At 74.0% G+C, this 16617-nt stretch carries 14 protein-coding genes and 1 pseudogene; 5 read left to right on the top strand and 10 right to left on the bottom strand.

Annotated elements, in window-relative coordinates:
• Positions 1-89 precede the first annotated feature (89 nt).
• The 8 genes from ACSMX9_RS25550 to ACSMX9_RS25515 form a co-directional block, all read right to left on the bottom strand.
• Positions 90-1511, bottom strand: a complete 1422-nt coding sequence (locus tag ACSMX9_RS25550; protein ID WP_445397346.1) for a phytoene desaturase family protein — start codon at positions 1509-1511, stop codon at positions 90-92.
• A 58-nt stretch (positions 1512-1569) separates the two neighbouring features.
• A complete protein-coding gene (locus ACSMX9_RS25545; protein ID WP_445397344.1) occupies positions 1570-2400 on the bottom strand; it encodes an inositol monophosphatase family protein in 831 nt (276 codons plus the stop codon).
• A gap of 118 nt (positions 2401-2518) precedes the next feature.
• On the bottom strand, positions 2519-3550 hold the full coding sequence (locus ACSMX9_RS25540) for a TIGR03842 family LLM class F420-dependent oxidoreductase (protein WP_445397342.1): 1032 nt from the start codon (positions 3548-3550) through the stop codon (positions 2519-2521).
• A 36-nt stretch (positions 3551-3586) separates the two neighbouring features.
• On the bottom strand, positions 3587-4990 hold the full coding sequence (gene hydA, locus ACSMX9_RS25535; RefSeq protein ID WP_445397340.1) for a dihydropyrimidinase: 1404 nt from the start codon (positions 4988-4990) through the stop codon (positions 3587-3589).
• Positions 4991-5041: 51 nt separating this feature from the next.
• Positions 5042-6325 (bottom strand): aspartate aminotransferase family protein, encoded by a 1284-nt coding sequence (locus ACSMX9_RS25530; RefSeq protein ID WP_445397338.1) that lies wholly within the window; start codon positions 6323-6325, stop codon positions 5042-5044.
• Positions 6322-7164, bottom strand: a complete 843-nt coding sequence (locus ACSMX9_RS25525; RefSeq protein ID WP_445397336.1) for a nitrilase-related carbon-nitrogen hydrolase — start codon at positions 7162-7164, stop codon at positions 6322-6324. Before ACSMX9_RS25525 ends, ACSMX9_RS25530 begins: the two co-directional genes overlap by 4 nt.
• Before the next feature lie 224 nt (positions 7165-7388).
• Positions 7389-9080: a hypothetical protein gene (locus tag ACSMX9_RS25520; protein WP_445397334.1), complete on the bottom strand. Its 1692-nt coding sequence runs from the start codon at positions 9078-9080 to the stop codon at positions 7389-7391.
• A 516-nt stretch (positions 9081-9596) separates the two neighbouring features.
• A complete protein-coding gene (locus ACSMX9_RS25515) occupies positions 9597-9848 on the bottom strand; it encodes a helix-turn-helix domain-containing protein (RefSeq protein WP_351246814.1) in 252 nt (83 codons plus the stop codon).
• Positions 9849-9880: 32 nt separating this feature from the next.
• Between ACSMX9_RS25515 and map the strand changes: the two genes are divergently transcribed.
• Complete coding sequence (gene map, locus ACSMX9_RS25510) at positions 9881-10648, top strand: type I methionyl aminopeptidase (RefSeq protein WP_445397332.1); 768 nt, start codon at positions 9881-9883, stop codon at positions 10646-10648.
• Between the two features lie 3 nt (positions 10649-10651).
• Here map and ggt read toward each other — a convergent pair whose 3' ends face one another.
• Entirely contained in the window at positions 10652-12469 is a 1818-nt protein-coding gene (gene ggt, locus ACSMX9_RS25505; RefSeq protein WP_445397330.1) for a gamma-glutamyltransferase, read from the bottom strand.
• Between the two features lie 145 nt (positions 12470-12614).
• Between ggt and ACSMX9_RS25500 the strand changes: the two genes are divergently transcribed.
• The 3 genes from ACSMX9_RS25500 to ACSMX9_RS25490 all read left to right on the top strand — a co-directional run bounded on the left by ACSMX9_RS25500 (position 12615) and on the right by ACSMX9_RS25490 (position 14866).
• Positions 12615-13370: a hypothetical protein gene (locus ACSMX9_RS25500; protein ID WP_445397328.1), complete on the top strand. Its 756-nt coding sequence runs from the start codon at positions 12615-12617 to the stop codon at positions 13368-13370.
• Between the two features lie 125 nt (positions 13371-13495).
• Positions 13496-14191 (top strand): DUF4352 domain-containing protein, encoded by a 696-nt coding sequence (locus tag ACSMX9_RS25495; RefSeq protein WP_445397326.1) that lies wholly within the window; start codon positions 13496-13498, stop codon positions 14189-14191.
• A gap of 291 nt (positions 14192-14482) precedes the next feature.
• Positions 14483-14866 (top strand): HEAT repeat domain-containing protein, encoded by a 384-nt coding sequence (locus tag ACSMX9_RS25490; protein ID WP_445397324.1) that lies wholly within the window; start codon positions 14483-14485, stop codon positions 14864-14866.
• 61 nt (positions 14867-14927) lie between these two features.
• On the opposite strand, the pseudogene ACSMX9_RS25485 reads toward ACSMX9_RS25490, so the two are convergent.
• Positions 14928-15159, bottom strand: a pseudogene (locus tag ACSMX9_RS25485) (IS110 family transposase); the annotation flags it as partial.
• 172 nt (positions 15160-15331) lie between these two features.
• Here ACSMX9_RS25485 and ACSMX9_RS25480 point away from each other — a divergent pair.
• A complete protein-coding gene (locus ACSMX9_RS25480) occupies positions 15332-16573 on the top strand; it encodes a L,D-transpeptidase (protein WP_445397322.1) in 1242 nt (413 codons plus the stop codon).
• Positions 16574-16617 lie beyond the last annotated feature (44 nt).

Here is a 16617-nt window from a genome sequence, read left to right as displayed (position 1 = left end):
TCGGGCCGGAAGACGGGTAGGAAAACGGGGGCGTCCGGGCGCGGTGGAGCCGCGCGGGACGGGTGGGCACCGACCGGGCCGCCCGGTGGTCAGGCCGTGGTGCGCAGCCAGCGCCAGACGGCCTTGGCCGCGTTGTGCCCGGACATGCCGTGCACCCCCGGGCCCGGGGGCGTGGCGGAGGAGCAGAGGAAGACGGCGGGATGCGCGGTGCGGTACGGCCGCAGGCTCGGCCGGGGCCGCAGCAGGAGTTGCAGTCCGTCAGCGGCACCGCAGGCGATGTCCCCGCCGACGTAGTTGGCGTTGCGCGCGGCCAGTTGCGGGGGCCCGGCGGTGGCCCGGGCGAGCACCAGGTCCCGGAAGCCCGGGGCGAACCGCTCCAGTTGGCGTTCCACGGCATCGGTGAGGTCGCCGTCCCACCCGTTCGGCACGTGGCCGTAGGCCCAGAACACGTGCTTGCCCTCGGGGGCCCGGCCCGGGTCGACCAGGGAGGGCTGGACGGTGATCAGGAACGGCTTGTCGGGGGCCCGGCCCTCCCGGGAGGCGGCGCGCAGGGCGGTGGCGATGTCCTTGCTGCCGGGTCCGACCTGCACGGTGCCGGCGCGGCGGGCGGCCTCGGCGGTCCACGGCACCGGGCCGTCCAGGGCGTAGTCGATCTTGAACACGGAGGCGCCGTACCGGTACCCCTCGTAGGCGCGGCCGAGGCCGGCGATCCGGGCCAGGGCGCGCGGCGAGGTGTCGAAGACGTAGGCGCGGGCGGGCGGGAGGTCGTCCAGCCGCTTCACCTCGAAGTCGGTGTGCACCCGGCCGCCGAGGTCGCGCAGATGGCCGGCGAGGGCATCGGCGATGGCCTGGGAGCCGCCCCGGGCCACCGGCCAGCCGCCGGTGTGCGCGGCGAGCGCGAAGACGAGGCCGACCGCACCGGTGGCGATGCCGCCGAGCGGGGCGATGACATGGGCGACCAGTCCGGCGAAGAGGGCCTTGGCCCGGTCGTCCCGGAAGCGGCGCATCAGCCAGGTGGAGGGCGGCAGCCCGGCCAGGCCGAACCGGGCGAGGGTCACCGGGTCCCGCGGCAGTGCGGTCAGCGGCAACGCCATGAAGTCCCGCACCAACTGGTCCCAGCGGGGGACGAACGGGGCCACCAGCCTGCGGTAGGCGCCCGCGTCCCGGGGACCGAAGGAGGCGGCGGTCTCGGCGACCGACCGCGACAGCACGGCGGCCGTGCCGTCCGGGAAGGGGTGGGCCATGGGCAGCGGGGCGTGCAGCCACTCCAGTCCGTACCGGGCCAGGGGCAGCGCGGAGAAGGCGGGGGAGGCGATTCCCAGCGGGTGGGCGGCCGAGCACGGGTCGTGGCGGAAGCCGGGGAGGGTCAGCTCCTCGGTGCGGGCGCCCCCGCCCACCGTGTCGCGGGCCTCGAACACCGCGACGGACCGGCCGCGCCGGGCCAGTTCCACGGCGGCGGTCAGCCCGTTCGGCCCCGCGCCCACGACGACCACGTCGAGCATCGACGACACTGTCGGACTCCTCACGTCACGATGGCCGGACCCCCAGGATAGGCCCGGTGGAAGAGGCTCAACCGACCGGGCGCAGCAGGGCCAGCACCCGGTCGACGGTGTCCGTGTCACGGGCCGCGGAGAAGGGCAGGGCGTTGCCGCCGGCGAGCCGGAACGGGGCACCGGCCAGGGTGGCGTGGCCGCCGCCCGCCTCGGCGAGGAGCAGCAGGCCGGCCGCGTGGTCCCAGGCGTTCTGCCAGGTGAAGGCGAGGGCGTCGGAGGCGCCCCGGGCGAGGGCCAGGTACTCCAGGCCGGCGGAGCCGCACGGCCTGGCGCTGATCCCGGGCACCCCGTGCAGACCGCTCAGGGCGCGCTCCTCGACGGGGGTGGTGAAGTCGGGGTGCGAGGTGACCACCCTCAGGTCCGCCCCGACCTCGGGGGTGCCCGCGCTCAGCGGCAGGCCGTTCAGCCGGGCACCGCCGCCGCGGACCGCGACGGCCAGTTGCCCGAGGACGGGCGCATAGGTCCAGGAGGCGAGCAGTTCGCCGCGGTGGGCCAGGGCGACCAGGGTGCAGAAGGCGGGTTCGCCGCGGACGAACTGCCGGGTGCCGTCCACGGGGTCGACGATCCACACGGGCGCGTCGCCGTCCAGTGCCGCGTAGGTCGAGGGGTCCTCGGAGACCGCCTCCTCGCCGACCACCACCGAGCCCGGGAGCAGTTCGGTGAGCGCGGCCGTCAGGTGCTTCTCGGCGAGCCGGTCGGCGGTGGTGACCAGGTCGTGCGGGCCGGACTTCTGGTGGATCTCGGCGACGTCGAGCTGTCGGAAACGGGGGGTGATCTCGGCCGCCGCGGCCTCGCGCACCGCAGCTTCCACCCGGGGGAGGTCATGGGCGAGGAAGTCGTTGATCATGCCTCCATCGAAGCACGTGTAGCTGACATCCCTCGACGGGCTCCCCAACCCGGGCCGAACGCCGGGTGTCCTGCGGGTGTCGGTCGGGCGGGGCGGCCCGAGCCGACCGGAACGCCGGTCAGTGCCGTCCGTCGACGGCCGTGAGAGCGGGGATGACCTCGGCGCCGTAGGCGTCGATCGTCGTCTCGCGCGCGTCGTGCATCGCGTAGACGGCGAACTGGTCGACGCCGAGGTCGCGCAGCGCCCGCAGCCGCTCGACGTGGGCGGCGGCGGGGCCCAGCAGGCAGAAGCGGTCGACGACGCCGTCCGGGACGAAGTCCGTGGAGGGGTTCCCGGCCCGGCCGTGGTGGGAGTAGTCGTAGCCGTGCCGGTCCTTGATGTACGCGGTCAGCTCGGCCGGGACCAGGGCGGAGTGTTCGCCGTACCGGGCGACCAGGTCGGCGACGTGGTTGCCGACCATGCCGCCGAACCAGCGGCACTGTTCGCGGGCGTGGGCGAGCGCCCCGGGCGAGTCGTCCGCGGTGACGTAGGCGGGGGCGGCGACGCAGATGGTGAGCGCATCGGGGTCGCGGCCGGCCTCCCGGGCCGCGGTCCGCACGGCCCGCACCATCCACTCGGTGAGGAAGGGGTCGGCGAGTTGGAGGATGAAGCCGTCCGCCTTCCGGCCGGCCAGGGCAAGCGCCCGGGGGCCGTACGCGGCCACCCACACCGGCAACCTGCCGTCCTTGACCCAGGGAATGCGGACCGGGTTGCCGTCGACGACGGCCTCGCGGCCCTCGGCGAGGTCGCGGATGGCGTCGACGGCCTCGGCGAGCCGGGCGAGGGTGTTCGGTCGGCGGCCGACGACGCGCAGGGCGGAGTCGCCGCGGCCGAGGCCGCACACGGTCCGGTTGCCGAACATGTCGTTGAGGGTGGCGAAGGTGGAGGCCGTCACCTCCCAGGCCCGGGTTCCGGGGTTGGTCACCATCGGGCCGACGTGCAGTTCGGTGGTGTGTTCGAGGATCCGGCTGTGGATGACGAAGGGCTCCTGCCAGAGCACCGCGGAATCGAAGGTCCAGCCGTAGCGGAAGCCGTTCCGCTCCGCCCGGCGCATCAGCTCGACGACCCGCGAGGCGGGCGGATCGGTCTGGAGGACGAGTCCGAAGTCCACGCGGGACCTCCTGGTTCGGGGTGTGGGGTGTGGGGGTCAGTCGAGGTACTGGCAGGTGGTGCGGGGGACGAAGGTTCCGTGGCCGGCGCGGCCCGTGTACGTTCCGCGGTCGACGACGACCGTGCCGCGGGAGAGGACGGTCTCGACCCGGCCGGTGACCGTCCGGCCCTCGTACGCGGAGTAGTCGACGTTCATGTGGTGGGTGGTGACGGACAGGGTGTGGACCGCGTGCGGGTCGTAGACCACGAGGTCGGCGTCGGCGCCCGGGGCGATGGTCCCCTTCTGCGGGTAGAGGCCGAACATGCGGGCCGGGGCGGCGCAGGCGATCTCGATCCAGCGCCGGCGCGAGAGGTGTCCGTCGACGACGGCCTGGTGGAGCAGGTCCATGCGGTTCTCGACGCCCGGGAGACCGTTGGGGATCTTGGAGAAGTCACCGCGTCCGAGTTCCTTCTGCCCCGCGAAGCAGAACGGGCAGTGGTCGGTGGAGACCACCTGGAGGTCGTCGGTCCGCAGCCCCCGCCAGAGCGCCGCCTGGTGCTCCTTCGGCCGCAGGGGCGTGGAGCAGACGTACTTGGCGCCCTCGAAGCCGGGCGCGGCCAGGTCGTCGGTGGACAGGAACAGGTACTGGGGGCAGGTCTCGCCGAAGACCGGCAGCCCCTGGTCGCGCGCGGCGGTGAGCTCGGCGAGGGCCTCGGCCGCCGACACGTGCACCACGTACAGCGGGGCCCCGGCGACCTGAGCCAACCGGATCGCCCGGTGGGTGGCCTCCGCTTCCAGCAGCGCCTTGCGGACCTCCCCGTGGTGACGGGGCGCGGTCTCGCCGCGGGCCAGGGCCTGGGCCACCAGCACGTCGATGGCGACGCCGTTCTCGGCGTGCACCATGATCAGCCCGCCGGTTTCGCCGGCCCGCTGCATCGCCCGCAGGATCTGTCCGTCGTCCGAGTAGAAGACCCCCGGGTAGGCCATGAACAGTTTGAACGAGGTGACGCCGAGTTCGATCAGTCTCGGCATCTCCCTGAGCGTCGCCCCGTTGACGTCCGAGACGATCAGGTGGAAGGCGTAGTCCACCGCGCAGTTGCCGTCCGCCTTGGCGTGCCAGGCGTCCAGCCCGGCCCGGAGCGCCCCGCCCTTGGACTGCACGGCGAAGTCGACGATCGTCGTGGTCCCGCCCCAGGCCGCGGCGCGGGTGCCGGTTTCGAAGGTGTCCGAGGCGGCGGTGCCGCCGAAGGGCAGTTCCATGTGGGTGTGCGCGTCGACGCCGCCCGGGATCACGTACTTCCGCGTGGCGTCGATCACCCGGTCCGCGGTCCAGGAGCGGGCGGTGGCGGTGGTGTGGCCGGCGAGCGCGGCGATGCGGCCGTCCTCGATCAGGACGTCGGCGTGGACCTCCTCGGCGGCGGTGACGACCAGGCCGCCGCGGATCAGGGTGCGGGTGCTCATGGGGTGTGCTCCGTCGTGTCCTGGGACGAGGCCGCGGGGGCGTGCGGGGGCTCAGAGGGCGTGCAGGGCGTCGTCGAGGATCGCGGCGCCCTCTTCCGCCTCGGCGACCGTGAGGGACAGCGGCGGGGCGATCCGCAGCACGCTGGTGTCGTGGCCGCCGCCCTTGCCGATCAGCAGACCGCCCCCGCGGGCCGCTTCGAGTACGGCGGACGCGGCGTCGGGGTCGGCCTCGTCGGTACCGGGTCGGACGAGTTCCACCCCGATCATCAGGCCCCGCCCCCGCACTTCCCGCACGGCCGGGACCCGGGCGGCGACGGCACGCAGCCGTTGGCCCAACAGCCCGCCGACGCGCCGGGCGTTGCCCTGGAGGTCGTGGTCGAGGAGGTGGCCGAGGTTGGCGAGGCCCGCGGCCATGGTGATCGGTGAACCGCCGAAGGTGGAGATGGAGCGGGCGTCCAGGCAGTTCATGACCTCGGCCCGGGCGACGACCCCGCCGATGGCCATGCCGTTGCCGATGCCCTTGGCGAAGGTGAGCAGGTCCGGCGGGCCGCTGGCGCCGTGCGCCTGCCAACCCCAGAAGTGTTCGCCGGTGCGGCCCCAACCGGTCTGCACCTCGTCGCTGATCCACAGGATGCCGTGGCGGTTCAGCACCTCGCGGAAGGCCGCGTACAGTCCGTCCGGCGGGGCCGTGAACCCGCCGACGCCCTGGACGGGTTCGGCGATCAGCGCGGCCACCCGGCCGTGGCACTGGCCGAGCAGGTCCTCCAGGTCGGCGACGCAGGCGGCGGTGAAGTCCGCGTCGGACAGGGCGGCGTACGGGCCGCGGGTGCGGACCGCCCCGTGCACGTACAGGGTGTGCAGGGGCGAGAGGTGCGTCGGGGACCAGTCGCGGTTCCCGGTGATCCCCACGGTGCTGAAGGAACGACCGTGGTAGCTGTTGCGCATCGCCAGGACCTGGGCGGAGCCGCGGTACGCGGTGGCCAGTAGCAGGGCGGTGTCGTTGGCCTCGGTGCCCGAGGTGGTGAAGAAGACGCGGGCGTTCGGGATGCCCGACAACACCGCGATGCGTTCGGCGAGTTCGACCATGGAGCGGTCGAGGTACAGCGTGGAGGAGTGGACCAGCCGCCCGGCCTGTTCGGACACCGCCCGGGTGACCTCGGGCAGGGCGTGGGCGGTCATCGTGGTGAGGATGCCGCCGAAGAAGTCGAGGTAGCGGGTGCCGTCGGCGTCCCAGACGTGGCGTCCCTCGCCGCGGACCAGTTCGATCGGCTCGCGGTAGTACGGGGTCACCCAGTCCGGGAGGACCGCGCGGTGGCGGGCGTGGAGTCCGGTCACGGCCGCACCAGCCCCTGGTAGGCGTCGGGCCGGCGGTCGCGGTAGAAGGCCCACTGGGTGCGGACCTCCTCGATCAGCGCGAAGTCGAGGTCCCGAACCAGGAGTTCCTCCTTCCGGTCGTCGGCGGGTTCGCCGACCAACCGGCCCCGCGGGTCCACGAAGTAGCTCGTCCCGTAGAAGTCGTCGTCGCCGTACTCCTCCCGGCCGACCCGGTTGATCGCGGCGACGAAGTACGCGTTGGCGACGGCCGCCGCGGGCTGTTCCAGCCGCCACAGGTGGGCCGAGAGGCCGCGCGAGGTCGCCGAGGGGTTGTAGACGAGCTGGGCCCCGTTCAGGCCGAGTTGGCGCCACCCTTCGGGGAAGTGGCGGTCGTAGCAGATGTACACGCCGATGCGCCCGACCGCGGTGTCGAAGACGGGCCAGCCCAGGTTGCCGGGGCGGAAGTAGTACTTCTCCCAGAACCCTTCGACCTGGGGGATGTGGTGCTTGCGGTACTTGCCGAGGTAGCGGCCGTCCGCGTCGATCACGGCCGCGGTGTTGTAGTGGAACCCGGGGCCCTCGGTCTCGAAGACGGGGGCGACGACCACCAGGCCCAGTTCGGCGGCGAGCGCCCGCATCCGGGTGACGGTCGGCCCGTCCGGCACCGGTTCCGCCCAGCGGTGGTGCTCGGGCTCCTGGACCTGACAGAAGTACGGGGCGTTGAAGACCTCCTGGAAGCCGATGACCCGCGCCCCCTGCCGGGCCGCCTCGCGGGCGTGCGCCTCGTGTTTGGCGATCATGGACTCGGTGTCGCCGGTCCAGGTGGCCTGGACCAGGGCGGCACGGACGACGGCGGCCATGGACTGCTCCTTCGACTCCCTCGACGGACGCCCTCGGCGGCACCGTGGAGGACCTTCGCCGGGCTGCGCCGCCCGGCAACCACCCGAACCCGTACGGACATACGGGGCGTAGATGGACGAACCTAGGCCCGCGGGTCGGACGGAGCAAGACCATCCCGGGGAACGGGCCGAGCCGACCGCGTTTCGCACCCGGGTGGGTGAGGAACGGGCCGGCTCGGTGGGCCTCAGGTGTGGAGCCCCGCCACCCGCAGGGCGTGGACGAGGTCCCGGCGCCGCTGCTCGGAGACCCGGTCGGCGGCTTCCAGGAACAGCGGCACCAGACGCCCCGGGTCGGTCCCGGCGCACCGGGCGACCTCCTCCGCGGTGCGGACCCGCAGGTACACCTCGGCCAGCGCGCGCACCTCACGGCGCCGCCCCTCCACCACCAGGTCGGTGATCACCTCCCCGATCTCGGCCGGTGGACGGCCCACCCCCTGGCGCAGCACCAGTGCGGCGTCATCGGTGCGGCCGGCGACGGCCAGCGCGTCGGCGACCGCGACGAGCCGCTCCACGGGCAGGCAGGCCGCTTCCCAGAGCAGGGTGGCCCAGTCGGCGGCCAGCCCGGCCCGGTGCAGTTCCACGGCGAGCAGCGGGAAGCGGTCGGCGGGGCCGGCGGCGGCCTCCACCAGCACTCCGTGCGCCTCGCCGCCGCGCCCCTCGGCGCGCAGGCGGACCAGGGCGGCGACGGCGGCGGCGGTGTCCCGGCCGGCCTCGTCCCCGTCGACGGCCTCCGGCCCGGGTTCCGTGCCGGCGAACCGGGCGCCCCGCGGTGCGGTGCCGCCGCTGGGCGGCACCGCCGTGCCGCCGGTGGACTCGGAGTCGCCCGCCACCCCGTAGCGGGCGCCGCGCAGTCGGCGGCCGGCGCGCAGCAGGCCACGGCGGCCGGTGGGGGGATCGGGCGCCTCGGGCGCCGCGGGGTGCCGCGCCCGGGTGGGCGCGGGGACGGGAGCGGGCGGCGGCGCCGTCGGCCGGGGTGCGGCGTCCGCGGGCGGGGCGGGTGGCGGGGCGACGGGGGGCGGGGGCGCGCCGTGCCGGGGGGAATCCGCCCCGTAGGGGCCGCCCGGAGCCGGTGCGGCATGGCCCCGGGGGTCGTAGTGCGGGGTCCCCCCCGGCGTGCCGAGGGCGTACGGGTTCGGGGCGGGCGGCCGACGGGAGACGGGTTGGCGCCCGGAGTCCGGGTCGGTGGTGCGTTCGCCGTCGGGCCCGGAGCGGTACGAACGGGCGGGACGGGACACCTGGGGGTGCGGGGGCAGGGCAGCGGGGCCGGACCCGGTGGTCCCGCCGCCCTGTTCCGCGGGCTCCTCCCGGTCCCCGCGGTGGGCGACCGAGGGGTCCGGTCGCCCCGGTGGGGCGACGGGCGCGGGTCGGACCGCGGGGCGGGGCCGGCCCTCGCTCCGGCCGGTCGGCGTGAGCCGCCCGTTCGGCGTCGCCAGTCGGTCGAACGCGAGCATACGGGCCCGCAGTTCCCCGCACCGGGCGGTCGCCCGCTCGTGGTCGTCCTGCGCCCACGCCAGGTCGCGGCGGTACCCCTCGGCCTCCTCGGGGTGGGTCGCGGCGTCCAGTAGACGACTCAGTTCCAGCCGCCGTTCGGCGGCGTACCGCTGTTCCCCGAGCATGACGTCCAGCCGTCGGCCCAGGATGTCGCGCCCGCCGGGGCGCGCGTCGAACGCGGCCAGGGCGGCGGCGTGCAGGGTGCGGGCGCGGGCGGTCTCCAGTCGGGCCACCCGCGCCCCCAGGTTCGCTCCTACGTCCTGGAGCAACGCCTCCACCACGTCCCAGGGCGGCATCTCCCGCCCCTCCATACAGGCCCGCATCCCCTCGGGATCGCGCTGCCAGAACACCCCACACCAGCCGGCGCGCTGGTCAACACGCGCCAACAGGTCCCTCAAGTATGCCGCGAACTCCCTTACATGTTCCGGGAGTTGATGCAAGGTCATCGAAACCCACCCCCGTGTCGGACGGGAATCCCCCGGTCCGCTAGCAGTGCGGTCACTGTCCGGCGTCAGCCCGGTAGCCAACACCCACGGTGTTACAGCATGACTACACGCGGTTTTCGCCTCGGGGAAGAAACTCCCGACGAAGCATCACAGAGCGGACGACCCACCCCACCCCGTCCGGGGGAGGGAGCGCTCCCGCACCACGGATCACGCACCCAAAACACGCCCGGCACGAATCCGCACCCACACCATTGAACGCAGTCGGACTACGACCACCGAGGGATCACCGGCTACCCGGAGCGCCGGACCGACGAGAAGGACGCCCAGGCCAAGGTTCCCGTCGACCGCACGGACGCCCGCGCAACGGCCGAACCGTACGGCGCATCCGGTCGGAAGAGCACCCTCAGCCCGGCCGACCCCACGCGCCCCCTCGGCAACGCCGGTCACACCGGCACCTCACACGGGCACCAGGGCGCAGCGCGACACCAGTTCGTCCAGCGAGAGCCCGAGCACCCGCGCCAGCGCGGCCACCGTGAAGAGGGCGGGGGTGGGGGCCCGCCCGGTCTCGATCTTGCGCAGGGTCTCGGCGGAGATGCCGGCCTGCGCGGCCACCTCCGCCATGCTGCGCGCACCACGCGCCTCGCGCAGCAGGCGACCGAGCCGCTCGCCGCGCTCGCGCTCTTCGGGGGTCAAGGGGGTTCGCACCATGGCACCATTCTAATACCGGTATAGTAATTGGCATGATTGAGCTCAAGACCGATGCGTCCATGGACGCGATGCGGGCCCCCGGACGCGTGGTGGGACGGGCCCTGGCCGCAGTGCGGAAGGCGGCCCGGCCCGGCGTGACGCCCCGGGACCTCGACGCGGTGGCCCGGGCGGTGCTGGACGAGGCGGGGGCCACCTCCCCGTTCCTCGGCTACCGCCCCTCGTTCGCGCCGGTGCCCTTCCCCGCGGTGCTGTGCGTCTCGGTGAACAACGCGATCGTGCACGGCATCCCCACCGACCTGCCGTTGCGGGACGGGGACCTGGTCTCGGCCGACTTCGGCGCACTCCTCCACGGCTGGGCCGGCGACGCGGCCGTCAGCTTCACCGTGGGCACCCCCCGCCCGGCTGACCTCGCCCTCGTCGAGACCGCCGAACGCGCCCTCGCGGCCGGCATCGACGCGGCCGTGGTCGGCAACCGCATCGGGGACGTCGCCCACGCCATCGGCGCCGTCTGCCGCGGCGCCGGCTACGGCATCCCGCACGGCTTCGGGGGCCACGGCATCGGCCGCCGGATGCACGAGGACCCCTCGGTGCCCAACGAGGGCCGCCCCGGGCGCGGGGTGCGCCTGCGACACGGCATGGTGCTCGCGATCGAGCCCATGGTGATCGCCGGCGGCGGTGACGACTACCTCACCGCCGCCGACGGCTGGACCCTGTGCACCACCGACGGCAGCCGGGCCGCCCACGCCGAGCACACGGTGGCGATCACCGACGACGGCCCCCGGGTGCTCACGCTGCCATGACGGCTACCCGGCCGGCCGGACCACCATGGCCGACCCCCCGCCCCGGCGCTCGCGCTCGGCGGCGGCGAGCCACCGGCCGTCCGGGAGGCGCTGCACCCCGGTCGCCGCGCCGATCTCCGGATTCCGCCGGAAGGCGTGTCCGACGGCCTCCAGCTCGGGGCGCACCGCGCCGTCCCACAGTCCCGGTTCCAGCTCGGTGGTGGCCTGGTTGCGCTGGCTGGCGCGGGGCGCCGCGATCGCGTCGACCAACGGCAGCTTCCGGTCCACCACCCCGGTCAGGGTCTGGAGGACGGTGGTGATGATCGTCGCCCCGCCCGGCGAACCGAGCGCCAGCACCGGACGGTCCGCCCCGTCCAGGACGATCGTCGGGGACATCGAGGAGCGCGGGCGCTTGCCCGGGCCGGGCAGGTTGGGGTCGTGCACGGCCGGGTCGGCGGGCGTGAACGAGAAGTCGGTCAGCTCGTTGTTCAGCAGGAAGCCGCGCCCGGGAACGGTGATCGCGCTCCCGCCGGTCTGTTCGATGGTCAAGGTGTAGGAGACGACGTTGCCCCACTTGTCCGCGGTCGTGAGGTGGGTGGTGCTCTCCCCCTCGTAGGTGGTCGGAGCCGCCCGGTCACCCGCGGCGCACGGCACCGGCCGTCGGGGGTTCCCCGGGGCCAGCGGGCTGCGCAGCACCGCGTCGTCCCTGATCAGGCAGGCCCGGGAGTCGGCGTACCGCTGCGAGAGCAGTTCGCGCCGGGGCACGTCCTCGAAGGCCGGGTCGCCGACCCAACGGCCGCGGTCCGCGAACGCGATCCGGCTGGCCTCGATGAACCGGTGCAGGTACGCCGCTTCGGACTTCTTCGACAGGTCCGTGCCCTCCAGGATGTTGAGGGCCTCCCCCACCGTCGTCCCCCCGGAGGAGGAGGGGGCCATCGAGTAGACGTCCAGCCCCCGGTACGCGGTGCGGGTCGGCTGCTGGAACTTCGTCCGGTACGTCCGCAGGTCCCGGGCCGTCAGATCGCCGGGCCGCACCACCCGGGCCGCCGCCGGGTCCACCGGCGGAGCCTGCACCGTGCGGACGATGTCCTCGGCGATCGGGCCCCGGTACAGCGCGTCGACGCCCCGGCGCGCCAACTGCGCGTAGGTGCGGGCCAGATCGGGGTTGGTGAGGGTGGAGCCGACCACCGGCAGTTCGCCGTTCGGCAGGAAGAGTTCGGCGGTGGCGGGGAAGTCGCGGAACCGCGCCTCGTTGTCCGCGGTCTGGGCGCGGAACGTGGTGTCGACGGTGAAGCCCTCGCGGGCCAGCCGCTCGGCGGGCCGCAACAGGGTGGCGAGGCTGCGGCTGCCCCAGGCGTCCAGGGCGGCGCGCCAGGTGGCCGGCGTCCCGGGCACCCCGACCGCCAGCCCGCTGGTGACCGCCTCGGCGAACGGGACCGGCTTGCCGCCCTCCAGGAACAGCCCGGCGTCCGCCGAACGGGGCGCGGTCTCCCGGCCGTCGATCGTGCGCACGGTGCGCGAGGCGGCGTCGTAGTACACGAAGTAGCCGCCGCCCCCGATGCCCGCCGAGTACGGTTCGGTGACCCCGAGGGCCGCAGCGGTGGCGACGGCCGCGTCCACCGCGTTGCCGCCCTTGCGCAGCACCTCGATCCCGGCCGCGGAGGCGTCCGCGTCGACGCTGGCGACGGCCCCGCCGTGCCCGACGGCCACCGGCGCCTTCACCGGCACCCCCGGCGGAGCGCCCCCGGTCGCGGGGGCGGGCGGGGCCGCCGCGCCGACACCGACGGCACCGGTGACGGCGACGGCCAGCGACAACAGGTTCCGGGTGACGTAACGGCGCATGCATGCCTCCGGTCAACAGACGTCCGCGCAGCGTAACTTCGCCACCATCGCGCGGGCAGGACGGGTTCGCGCCACGGTCCCGCACGAACCAGCCGAACGGCCCCCTCTCGAACCCCCGTACGGGGGGCCGCTAGCATGCCCGCCCATGACCGACGTCCTCCCCCTCCTCGTCCTCGGGACGGTCGCCGCCGCCGGCGGCACCGCGCTCGGCTGGACCGTCCGCACCCAGTTGTCACGGCGCAGGCTCCGCCGCAAGCAGGCGTTCTTCGGGTTGCCCGAGCATGCGGAGTCGCTGCTGGTGGTCAGCCGGGACCCGGGCGGGGCGGACCTGTCCGTCAACCGCTTCGACATGTCGGCACTGCTCGAACTCGCCGCCCTGGTCCAGGAGTGCGGGGCGCACGCCCAGGTGGTCGCGCACGACACGGCGCCCCAGGGGTTCGGGGAGCGGACCGAGTTCGTGGTGGGCAATCCCACGGTCAGTCGTCGGATGGCCGCCCACATGGCGAGCCTGTTGCCCGGGGTGCGGGTCAACGCCGACCCGGACGGCGGCCCGGACCGCGGCGCCTTCCAGGTGGGCAGCGAGCGGTACCGCCTGGAGACCGGCCGGACCGAGTACGTCCTGTTGGCGCGGCTGACCGCCGGACAGGACCGCAAGGCCCGCCCGGTGTTCCTGTTCTGCGGCCAACGCGCCATCACCAACCAGGCGGCCACCCGCTACCTGGCCCGCCACCACGAACGGTTGGCCCGCAAGCACGGCACCGACTCCCTGGTGCTGCTGCTGAAGGTGGTGAATTCCCAGGCGTACGGGCCCGATGTGGTCGAACTCGTCGCGGACGTCACCCGCGTCGCCCAGGAACCCGTCCCCACCCCGGCCCCGCGGACCTCGCACCGGGCCTCCTGAGGGAGCAGGGCGGCTCCACCCGTGCCACCGGAGCGCCGGCGCGGCTCGCTGCTCGTCGGGAGGTCCCGTGCGAGCCGCTCCTCCCCGCCGGACCCGCCCGCCCGACGATCGGCACCCTGCCTCACATGAACCAGCAGTACCCGCCGCAGCAGCCGCACCAACCGCAGCCCGGCCACCCCGCGCAGCAACCCGGTTGGGGCGCGCCCCACCAGCCGGGCTACGGCTACCCTCCGCCCCCGCCCGGTTTCCAGGCCCCCGCGCCCATGCCGCCGAAGAAGAGCAACACGGGGAAGATCATCGGATTCGGGTGCCTCGGCATCGTCGTCCTGCTCGTCCTCATCGGGGCCATCGGCGCGGCCCTCGGCGGCGACACCTCGGACGGAGCCGGTGACAAGGCCACGGTCGCCGAGGAGAAGCGCGACGACAAGCCGGCTCCGGCAGCCGGAGGCGACAAGGCCCCGGAGAAGGCGGAGAAGCCGAAGCCCGCCGAGGAGCCGGCCGTGAAGCTCACGGCGAAGAAGACCTCCTTCGCCAAGGGCTTCCTCGCGGACGGCACCGCGTACACCAGTGTCCTCGTCACCATCAGCAACAACAGCAAGGACACGATCAGCGTCAACCCCCTCTACTTCGCCATCACCGACAGCAACGGCACCAAGCACACCGCGGAACTCGGCGTGGACGAGAACCAGATCGACACCGTGGACCTGGCGCCCGGGGAGAAGGTCTCCGGCGCCGTCACCGGCAAGGGGACCTTCACGGCGGACTACGTCACCTACACCGACGGGCTCCTCGGTGACCCCGTGCGCGTCGACGTGTCCTGACGCCGGCGCGCCGCAGCAGCGGCCTCGTCGTCGTCCCGCGGACCCGTACGCGTGCCGTGGCGTGACCGTCCCGAGCGCTCGATGCCGCAGGTGCCTCGCCCCGCCGCCACCACCCACGGGTGCACCCGGCGGTCGACGGTCGAGGCACCGGCCGGCGGCGTGGGCGGAGTCGGGGGTGCCGCTACGTCCTTCGTCAGGCGTGTGGGCAGCTTCGGCCCGGCGTTCGATCCTCTTCGTGGAGCATGAGGCCGTCCGGTCGTGCCAGAGATGACGAGTGGGTCGGAGGCGGCCTTGGCTGAGGCATCGTCGCCCTCGTGGACGCAACGTGTTCGTGCCGGGCGCGAGCTTGCTTCCTTCGCTGATGTTCCCGAGGCGGCGGAAGTGCTGGTGGGGCTGCTGTTGGACGTCGAGGACACGGCGGTGACCCGGCAGACGGCAGAGGCCCTGGCCCGGACGGGGACAGTGGCGGCCATGAGGCTCATTGCTCTTGCGGTTGCCGGGGCTGACGACAACCAGGCTGACTGGCTGGAGACCGGGGTGCATGACGCGCTCGTGGGACCGGACGACGTGCCGGACGTCGCAGCGGCCTGCGCGAGCCTCGCCTGGGACCAGGAGGACGCCGTCCGGCGGGCTGCCGCCGCCATCTCGGCATGGGCGGACGGCACAAGGCGTTGACCTGAATCGACCTGCCTGCGGGCTGGTTCATGCAGCCGCGGCTTGGGAGAGGGGGGTTCACAGTGGTGCCGTCGCCGACGGTGACCAGCAGGACGGCGACGGTCCTGACGCCGACGCCGGGGCGTCGACGTCAGGACCGGGCAGAGAGGGCGCGCCTCCCGCAGGGTGTTGAGCTGGATGTCCAGGGGCCCGGCCCGCTGTTCGTGGACGGCCACGAGCGAGCGGGCCAGGGAGGGTACGACGGTGTCGAGAGCGCCGGTGCCCGGGATGACGACGGTCCGTTCGTCCAGAGCGGGTGAGTGGTGGACGGGGCGGGAGGGGCCACAGGGGCGTGGTTCTCGTCCCGGTGGGGCCCGTATGTCCCGGTTCTGTGACAACGGCGCTCCGGGGCGAACGGAGGGGAACCTTCCGGCCGCGCACGCGCTCTCTCCGATCGATTCCGAATCGCACGGAGGTACGAGACCCATGTCCAGCTCACCGCTCACGCCCGCACCGCGCTCACACGTGCCGACCGGCGCGTTGTCCGCCCGGGGCCGTCGTGGGCGGCTCCTGACCCTCGGCGCGGGCGCCGCCTGCTGCGCCGTCCTGCTCAGCGCCTGCTCCTCCGGTGGCTCCGGCGACGGCAAGGGCGGCGGGTCCACCGCGGCCGGCCCCGCCCGGGCCGAGATATCCGTGAACCTCAAGGGCGAGCGGGCCGCCGCGGGCAAGCCCGTGACGGTGCGGCTCGCCGAGGGCGAACTCGACGGGGTGAAGGTGACGGCGGCCAAGGGCGCCGCGCTGACCGGCAAGGTCTCCGCGGACGGCCGGAGCTGGACCTCCGAACGACCGGCCGCGCCCGGCACCGCCTACCGGGTGCGGGCCACCGCCAAGGACGGCGGCACCGCCTCGGCGGCCTTCACCACCGTCGCCGCGGAGAAGGTCAACAAGCTGACGCTGGCCCCCGGCAAGGGCACCACCGTGGGCATCGGCCAGCCGCTCTCCATCACCTTCGACCACCCGGTGAAGGACAAGGCGGCCGTGGAGCGGGCGTTGAAGGTCACCACCTCCAACGACACGGTCGGGTCCTGGGGCTGGATCGAGCACTACGACGGCAAGGACCGCATCGACTGGCGCCCGAAGGAGTACTGGCGTCCCGGGACCACGGTGCGCCTGCGCGCGGACCTCAACGGCGTCGACTCGGGTCCCGCGGGCGGTTTCTTCGTCCGCGACTACGACACCTCCTTCACCATCGGCGCGGCGCAGGTCGTCAAGGCCGACCTCAACACCAAGCAGCTGCGGTTGGAGGTGGACGGCAAGGTGGTGCGGAGCCTGCCGATGTCGGCGGGGACGCCGGGCGGCAAGAAGCGCTCCTGGGGCGGCACCACGGTGCTGATGGCCAAGGAGGGCACCATCCGGATGAACTCCGAGACCGTGGGGCTCGGCAACGCGTACGACAAGATGGTCGACTACTCGATGCGGCTGACCTGGTCCGGGATGTACGCGCACGCGGCCCCGTGGAACGCGGCCCACTTCGGCAACGCCAACCGCAGCTCCGGCTGCCTCGGCCTGAGCACGGAGAACGCGGCCTGGCTGTACGGCAAGGTCCGCCCCGGCGACCCCTTCGAGGTCTCCGGCGAGGGCCACAAGGGCGCCCCGGCCCCGGGCAACGGGTACGGCCAGTGGAACCTGTCCTGGGCCGAGTGGCAGCAGCGGAGCGCCCTGCGCTGACGCCCGTCCACCGGTGGCCCGTGCCCCCGCCCCGCGACCGGCCG

Source organism: Streptomyces sp. LE64 (assembly GCF_052606915.1).
Note: the sequence above shows the minus strand (reverse complement) of the source record. Positions and strands in the feature narration are given on the sequence as shown.